Source organism: Vibrio sp. 2130-1 (assembly GCF_033339515.1).
Genome location: NZ_JAWOUT010000737.1, coordinates 1 through 515 on the forward strand (window position 1 = coordinate 1; position 515 = coordinate 515).

The 515-nt window shown below is 47.4% G+C and carries 1 protein-coding gene; it reads right to left on the reverse strand.

Translation table 11 applies throughout. From position 1 onward, the window contains the following. On the reverse strand, positions 1 to 513 hold a 513-nt coding region (locus R7Q09_RS28430; RefSeq protein ID WP_318144242.1), incomplete at its 3' end, for a 1-acylglycerol-3-phosphate O-acyltransferase. Between the last annotated feature and the right edge of the window lie 2 nt (positions 514 to 515).

A 515-nucleotide genomic window follows, 5' to 3' on the forward strand; every position in this document is an offset into this window, starting at 1 on the left:
AAGTTTAATGTGGTCAGTGGAGCTACATACGATTGGAATAATTGGCACTTCAGCGCCGATTGCCGCATGGAACGCACCCGTTTTAAACGGCAGCAAACCACGACCACGTGAGCGTGTACCTTCTGGGAACATCCAAACCGACACATCACTTTCTTTCATGCTGTTAACCACTTGGTCGATGGTACCTTTGGCTTTTGAACGGTTTGCACGGTCAATCAGAATATTGCCCGTCAACCAGTAAAGCTGACCAAACAGTGGCATCCACGCTAGGCTTTTCTTACCGACGGTCACCACTTTCGGTGTCACTGCCGCAGACACAGTAAACATGTCCCAGTTGTTTTGGTGGTTAGCGATGTAAACGTGCTGACCACGAGAGTACGCATCTTCAGGAATACGTAATTCTAGCTTTACCCCAAATACGCGAGACATCTTGGCAAACAAGCGGCCAAATGTGAAAACGTGTTTAGGATTTCGAGGGCTTAATAGGCAGTAACCACAACCACCAATAAACATCA